This window comes from Ruegeria sp. SCP11, from assembly GCF_040329455.1.
GTDB lineage: Bacteria > Pseudomonadota > Alphaproteobacteria > Rhodobacterales > Rhodobacteraceae > Ruegeria > Ruegeria atlantica_E.
The window spans coordinates 22,009-28,152 of the sequence record NZ_JBDZYG010000025.1 but is presented as its reverse complement, the minus strand read 5'-3'; the positions used below and the strand labels follow the sequence as shown (position 1 = coordinate 28,152).

Here is a 6,144-nt window from a genome sequence, read left to right as displayed (position 1 = left end):
GTTTGCCGGGTTGGCTACGACCGGCGCTCACATCTTGTGAACGCGGTGTTTTTAGCAGACTTATGTGGCAAGGTAAAACAACATGCTTGTCGCGTAACGGCAGGCAGGAGTGTGTCCGACTTCCCTCTACTTCCCGTGATGAACGGCGGTCCAACTGTGAAGGAATATTCGCAGGTGCCGCGAAAGCCCACTTCGTCCGCGTTTCGCCAATTCGACCTATGTGTGTTTTGCACTCGCGGCGAATGCCTGGAAAGCGGAATGCAAACGCAGCACCAACGACCGTGCTCAAGGTCGGCTTTGGGCCGTGAGTGCCTTGGTTCAAAACAGCAGCGGGCAAGACTCCCGCCTTGGGGCACAGGCTCGTAGGTGTCGACATATTCTGCAGCCATGCGTCTTTCGCCTTTGGAAATAGCCGCTGCGTGGCAAACGCATTGCGAAAGTGCAGTATTCAATTGTACATGTATTGCATGACAAAATGGTTGCCTGATCCCTCCACCCTGAGTTCCCCGCTGCATTCCAGCCTTGCCCTTGCCATTGCTAAGGCAATTTCGGACGGAAAATTGCCGAAGGGGACTCAGTTGCCGACGCACCGTAAATTGGCTGAAGACCTGGGACTTAGCGTCCAAACGGTAAGTAAAGCTTATGAAAGTCTGCGCAGGCAGCGGCTGATCGATGGTCAAGTTGGGCGTGGCAGTTATGTCCTGGACCCCGACACCCCGAATGACCAGCCGTTTCAGCTCAGTTCCGAGCGGGGCCGTGGATTCGACCTTTCGATCTCGAGGCCAGCCTTCTCCCAGCATCATGCGGAGTTGTTTAAGCAGGCCCTGGTAGATCTGCCGCAAGGTTTGGATCCCAGTTTCTATCTGGCTTGCCGTCCGAATGTTGGGCATGACCCTCATAGGGCGGCAGGGGTGAAGTGGCTGCAAAACTGTGGACTGGACACGCCAGTTGAGCAGATCATCATGACCAATGGCGTAAGTCACGGTATGTCAGCAGCCTTGTCTGCGCTTACCCGACCAGGCGACACAGTCGTGTCCAGCCGGATCACGCATCATCTTCTGGTCTCAGGTTGCTCTTATTTGGGTTTGAACCTCGCCGGAATTGACGCAGACGAAGACGGCATCCTACCAGATGCTCTGGACAGGTACTGTTCTGAAAACAGTGCCAAAGTATTGTTCTTGCTTCCATCACTGGCCAATTCAACAGTGGAGATGATGCCGGAGGAACGCCGTCTGGATTTGATCCAGGTGGCCCGCAAACATGATCTGCACATCATCGAAAACGATGCCTTCGGCCCTGTCGCGGAAGACCGGCCCGTACCAGTTGCGGCCTTGGCGCCGGAACGCACAATTTATCTGACCACCTTCACAAAGTGCACCGTTTCCGGATTGCGAGCGGGCTACATGGCGGCTCCTGAGCATCTGTTGCCCGCCCTTACAGGGAGAATTGTCGTATTCGGCTGGATGGCAACGCCGCTGATGTGTGAAATCGCCACCCGTTGGGTGCACGATGGCACGGCACTGGAATTGGCACGGTGGCAGCGGCGCGCTCTGGCAGAACGTTATGAAATTGCCACAAAAGCGCTGCGGGGGCAGAAATTTCGCGGCCACCCATCTGCACTGCACCTCTGGTTGCCCCTGAAGTCAGGGTGGACTACGGGTAATTTTGTTTCCTACGCCCGTCAGTTGAAGGTTGCTGTGGCGCCGGACGCCCCCTTCCTGACTTCGAAGACCCCGCCTCAGAATGCGGTGCGTATCTCGCTGGGCAGTGTTCAGAATCTGACCCGGTTTAAGCAAGCCATGGAGCTGGTCGGTGGCATGTTGAGCCGCCCGCCGGATGGGGTGATGCCACTCACCTTCTAACATTGTCCTGCAACAATAAATTAATTGACATGCAGTACAATTCCTAACAAGTCTGTCGCAGCGGTGCGCAGGCACCGAAGAGACTTGGGAGGAAATCATGGCTCAATCCATCAAATTCACCTTTGCGACAGTTGCCGCCGCAGGAATTGTACTGGCCGCTGGTTCGACTGCGCAGGCCGATACCTGGCGCTATGCTTTCGAGGAGGCGATGACCGATGTGCAGGGCATCTATGCCCAGAAATTCAAGGAAGAAATCGAGGCGAACTCGGATCACGAGATCCAGCTGTTCCCATATGGCACTTTGGGTGAATCCGCTGACATCATGGAGCAGACGCAGGACGGAATCCTGCAGTTTGTGGATCAGTCGCCGGGCTTCACCGGTTCGCTGATTCCCGAAGCGCAGGTGTTCTTTGTTCCATATCTGCTGCCCACCGACCAGGACCATCTGGCGCGCTTTTACAAAGAGAGCAAGGCAATCAACGATATGTTCAAGCCACTCTACGCCGATCAGGGACTGGAGCTTTTGAACATGTTTCCCGAGGGCGAAGTGGCAATGACCACCAAAACGCCGGTTACCACCTGTTCCGACCTGAATGAAGTGAAATTCCGGGTGATGACCAACCCACTATTGGTGGAAAGCTACAAGGCCTTCGGCGCCACCCCGACACCGCTGCCATGGGGCGAAGTCTATGGCGGGCTGCAGACCAACGTGATTCAGGGGCAGGAGAACCCGACGTTTTTCCTCTATTCGACCAAGATTTACGAGGTTACGGACTACATCACCTATGCCGGTCACAACAATTTCACCACCGCGGTGATGGCCAACAAAGATTTCTATGACGGCCTCAGCGCGGAAGATCAGCAGGTGGTTCAGGACGCGGCGCAGGCGGCCTATGACCACACCGTGATCTACCAGCAGCAGGCGGCGGAAACCGAGCTGGCCAAGATCATGGAAGCCAAGCCGGAGATGAAAGTGACCGTCCTCAGCGACGATCAGCGCAACTGCTTCAAGGAAGCGGCTACTGAGGTTGAGGCCAAGTTCATTGAGATGACTGGCGACAGCGGCGCTGCAATCCTTGCGCAGATGAAGGAAGACCTGGCAGCCACCGCCAACTGACGCCCAGAAAAAGCAACCGTGGCAGGCTGCATCAACCCGGCCTGCCGCCAGAAGGTATTTTGGGGGGAACAATGACGACACACGAGACCGCTCTGCCTGGCTTTCTGGGCATTCTGGACGCAGCAATCAGCCGGACCGAGTCCTTTCTGCTGGCGGCTGGCGTGCTTTTGATGGCTGCCAATACTGTGGCCAATGTGGTCGGACGTTTCCTGCTTGGCCACTCTATCTTCTTCTCAGAAGAGCTGAACCGCATCCTGATCATTTTAATCACTTTTGCTGGCATCAGTTACGCCGCCCGCCACGCCCGTCATATCCGAATGTCGGCGATCTATGACGCGCTGCCACCACGGGCCCGCAAGGTTTTGATGGTGGTTATCGCCCTGATCACCGCCGGGTTTATGTTCCTGCTTTGCTACTATTCGGTGAAATACATTTCCGCGCAGGCGTCGCGCGGCCGGGTACTGCCTGCCTTGCAAGTTCCGGTCTGGCTCATCCTGGTCTGGGTACCCGCAGGTTTTTTCATGACCGGCATACAGTACCTGCTCACTGCTGTGCGCAACTTCACCTCTTCCGGCATCTATCTCTCGACCCAAGTGCAAGAGGGATACGAGAGCGCGGAAGAGATCGAGATCTGAGGTTGAATCCATGGCCGCTACAATTTTCCTGACCATGATTGCCCTGCTGCTTCTGGGCTTTCCAATGATGATCCCGCTGATTGCTGGCGCTTTCATCGGCTTTCTGATGATGTTCGGCGATCTGGCTCGGACCGAAACCATGGTGCAGCAGATGATGGCGGGCATCCGCCCTGCCTCGCTGATTGCAGTGCCGATGTTCATCTTTGCTGCGGACATCATGACCCGCGGCCAGTCAGCCGGGCGGCTGATCAATGTGGTGATGGCCTATATAGGTCACATCCGCGGCGGGCTGGCGATTTCCACAGCCGCCGCCTGCACCATGTTTGGTGCTGTATCAGGCTCCACCCAAGCCACTGTTGTCGCCATCGGTTCCCCGCTGCGCCCCCGGATGCTGAAGGCAGGGTATAAAGACAGTTTTGTGCTGGCGCTGATTGTGAATGCCAGCGACATTGCTTTCCTGATCCCGCCTTCCATCGGCATGATCATCTACGGCGTGGTTTCCAGCACCTCAATCGCCGAGCTGTTCATTGCGGGCATCGGGCCCGGTTTGCTGATCTTGGTGCTGTTTTCCATCTACGCCTACATCTATGCAGTGCGTAACAACGTCCCGACCGAACCCAAAGCAACCTGGAGCCAGCGGCTGCAGACAATGCGGCAGGCACTGTGGCCGATGGGGTTTCCAGTGATCATCATCGGAGGCATCTACGGCGGCGTCTTCAGCCCTACTGAGGCGGCGGCGGCTTGCGTTCTTTATGCGCTGATCCTTGAGGTGGGCGTGTTCCGCTCGATGTCGCTGGCGGATGTGTATGACACTGCAAAATCCACCGGGCTGATCACAGCCATCGTGTTCATATTGGTGGGCGCGGGCGCGGCATTTTCATGGGTGATTTCCTTTGCGCAGGTGCCGCAGCAGATTCTGGGCGCCATCGGTATTGCCGACATGGGCGCGATCGGCGTGCTGTTTGTGATCTCCATCGCCTTTTTCATCGGCTGCATGTTTGTCGATCCGATTGTGGTGATCCTGGTACTGGTGCCGGTCTTTGCCCCGGTGGTAAAATCGGTGGGCATCGATCCTGTGCTTGTCGGAACCATCATCACCCTGCAGGTGGCTATCGGCTCTGCTACTCCGCCGTTCGGCTGCGATATCTTTACCGCCATCGCCGTATTCAAGCGCCCCTATGCCGAGGTGGTACGCGGTACTCCTCCCTTCATCCTGATGCTGCTGGGGGTGTCGGTGGCGCTGATCTTCTTCCCCCAGATTGCGCTGTTCCTGCGCGACCTGGCCTTTGCAAAGTAAGGAGCCCAGGCGATGTTCAAATCCATTTTGGTTCCCTTTGATGGCTCGCAAGGCGCCGAGGCTGCGTTGGCAAAGGCGGCGGAACTGGCGAAGCTCTGCGGGGCAGAGCTGACGCTGCTGACAGTCTACCGCCATCATTCGCTGCTGGAGGCCTCCATGCATATGGTGCGCCCTGACGAGCCCGCTGATCTGGACGATATCATGCGCAGTCACGCCAAGGAGGTTGCCGAGCGCGGCAAGTCACTGGCGGTGGAAAGCGGCATTTCAGAACCGCGCGCGTTTGTCAAAGCCGGGCCGGTGGCCCGCACTATCACCGGGTTTGCCAAAGAGTACGGACATGATCTGATCGTAATCGGCAGCCGCGGTCTTGGCTCGCTGGAAGGGGTTCTTCTGGGCAGCGTCTCACACAAAGTGACAAGCCTGTCTGAAACTCCGGTTCTTGTTATTTAGGAAAGAAAATGGCCTTGGATATTCACTCCACGCCCTCGCGCGTTCCTGCCTTGATGGACGATCGCCCGGTCAAAAAACGGATCGCCTTGGTGGCGCTGGCGACAGACCACACCTCAGAGCGCGACTTTGCCCGGATCTGTGACCCGGATCAGGTGGGCGTTTATACAAACCGGATCGCGTTTGAGAACCCGACCACCAAGGAAACTCTGTTGCGGACCGGCCCGCGGCTGAGTGAGGCCGCGGCGCAAATCCTGCCTGATGAAGAGGTGGATGTCGTGGCCTACGGCTGCACCGCGGCCTCAATCGTCTTGGGTAATGATGCTGTCACACGGCATCTGAATGTGGCCAAGCCGGATACACCGTGCGTCACCCCCAGTTCTGCCGCCTTTGATGCGTTTGAAGCGCTGGGGGTCAAGCGGGTCTCGGTGTTGACGCCCTACAGCACGGCAGTGACGGATGAGCTGGTGCAGTATTTCTCAACGCATGGACCGGAGGTAGTCAGCGCTACCTGTTTCGGGCTGACCGACGACCGTCAGATGGCACGTATTTCCGAGGACAGTATCATTGAAGCCGGGATTGCGGCCTACGATGATCGGGCAGATGCGCTATTCCTGTCCTGCACCGCGCTGCGCGCCGCTACCTGTATTCAGCGGATCGAAAACCGACTGGGCAAGCCAGTTGTCAGTTCGAACCAGGCGATGGTCTGGCGCTGCCTGCGGCTGGCCGGGATCACGGATTCAGTGCCGGGCTATGGCCGGCTTTTCGAACTCTAATCAGGCAAGG

At 57.2% G+C, this 6,144-nt stretch carries 6 protein-coding genes; all 6 read left to right on the top strand.

Features of this window, described 5'->3' with window-relative positions:
- The first annotated feature begins 458 nt into the window (after positions 1-458).
- The 6 genes from ABLN94_RS23700 to eutA all read left to right on the top strand — a co-directional run bounded on the left by ABLN94_RS23700 (position 459) and on the right by eutA (position 6,134).
- A complete protein-coding gene (locus ABLN94_RS23700) occupies positions 459-1,862 on the top strand; it encodes a PLP-dependent aminotransferase family protein (protein WP_352997056.1) in 1,404 nt (467 codons plus the stop codon).
- Between the two features lie 97 nt (positions 1,863-1,959).
- A complete protein-coding gene (gene dctP, locus ABLN94_RS23695; protein ID WP_352997054.1) occupies positions 1,960-2,979 on the top strand; it encodes a TRAP transporter substrate-binding protein DctP in 1,020 nt (339 codons plus the stop codon).
- Positions 2,980-3,050: 71 nt separating this feature from the next.
- Entirely contained in the window at positions 3,051-3,614 is a 564-nt protein-coding gene (locus tag ABLN94_RS23690; protein ID WP_352997053.1) for a TRAP transporter small permease, read from the top strand.
- A gap of 10 nt (positions 3,615-3,624) precedes the next feature.
- Complete coding sequence (locus ABLN94_RS23685; RefSeq protein WP_352997051.1) at positions 3,625-4,911, top strand: TRAP transporter large permease; 1,287 nt, start codon at positions 3,625-3,627, stop codon at positions 4,909-4,911.
- A gap of 12 nt (positions 4,912-4,923) precedes the next feature.
- A complete protein-coding gene (locus tag ABLN94_RS23680; RefSeq protein WP_352997049.1) occupies positions 4,924-5,361 on the top strand; it encodes a universal stress protein in 438 nt (145 codons plus the stop codon).
- Between the two features lie 8 nt (positions 5,362-5,369).
- Positions 5,370-6,134, top strand: coding sequence for an ectoine utilization protein EutA (eutA, locus tag ABLN94_RS23675; protein WP_352997048.1), 765 nt, complete (start codon positions 5,370-5,372; stop codon positions 6,132-6,134).
- Positions 6,135-6,144 lie beyond the last annotated feature (10 nt).

What these genes read in the sequence shown, in the direction of transcription:
- ABLN94_RS23700 (WP_352997056.1), top strand. Translation starts at nt 459, where the DNA reads ATGTATTGCATGACAAAATGGTTGCCTGATCCCTCCACCCTGAGTTCC.
- dctP (WP_352997054.1), top strand. Translation starts at nt 1,960, where the DNA reads ATGGCTCAATCCATCAAATTCACCTTTGCGACAGTTGCCGCCGCAGGA.
- ABLN94_RS23690 (WP_352997053.1), top strand. Translation starts at nt 3,051, where the DNA reads ATGACGACACACGAGACCGCTCTGCCTGGCTTTCTGGGCATTCTGGAC.
- ABLN94_RS23685 (WP_352997051.1), top strand. Translation starts at nt 3,625, where the DNA reads ATGGCCGCTACAATTTTCCTGACCATGATTGCCCTGCTGCTTCTGGGC.
- ABLN94_RS23680 (WP_352997049.1), top strand. Translation starts at nt 4,924, where the DNA reads ATGTTCAAATCCATTTTGGTTCCCTTTGATGGCTCGCAAGGCGCCGAG.
- eutA (WP_352997048.1), top strand. Translation starts at nt 5,370, where the DNA reads ATGGCCTTGGATATTCACTCCACGCCCTCGCGCGTTCCTGCCTTGATG.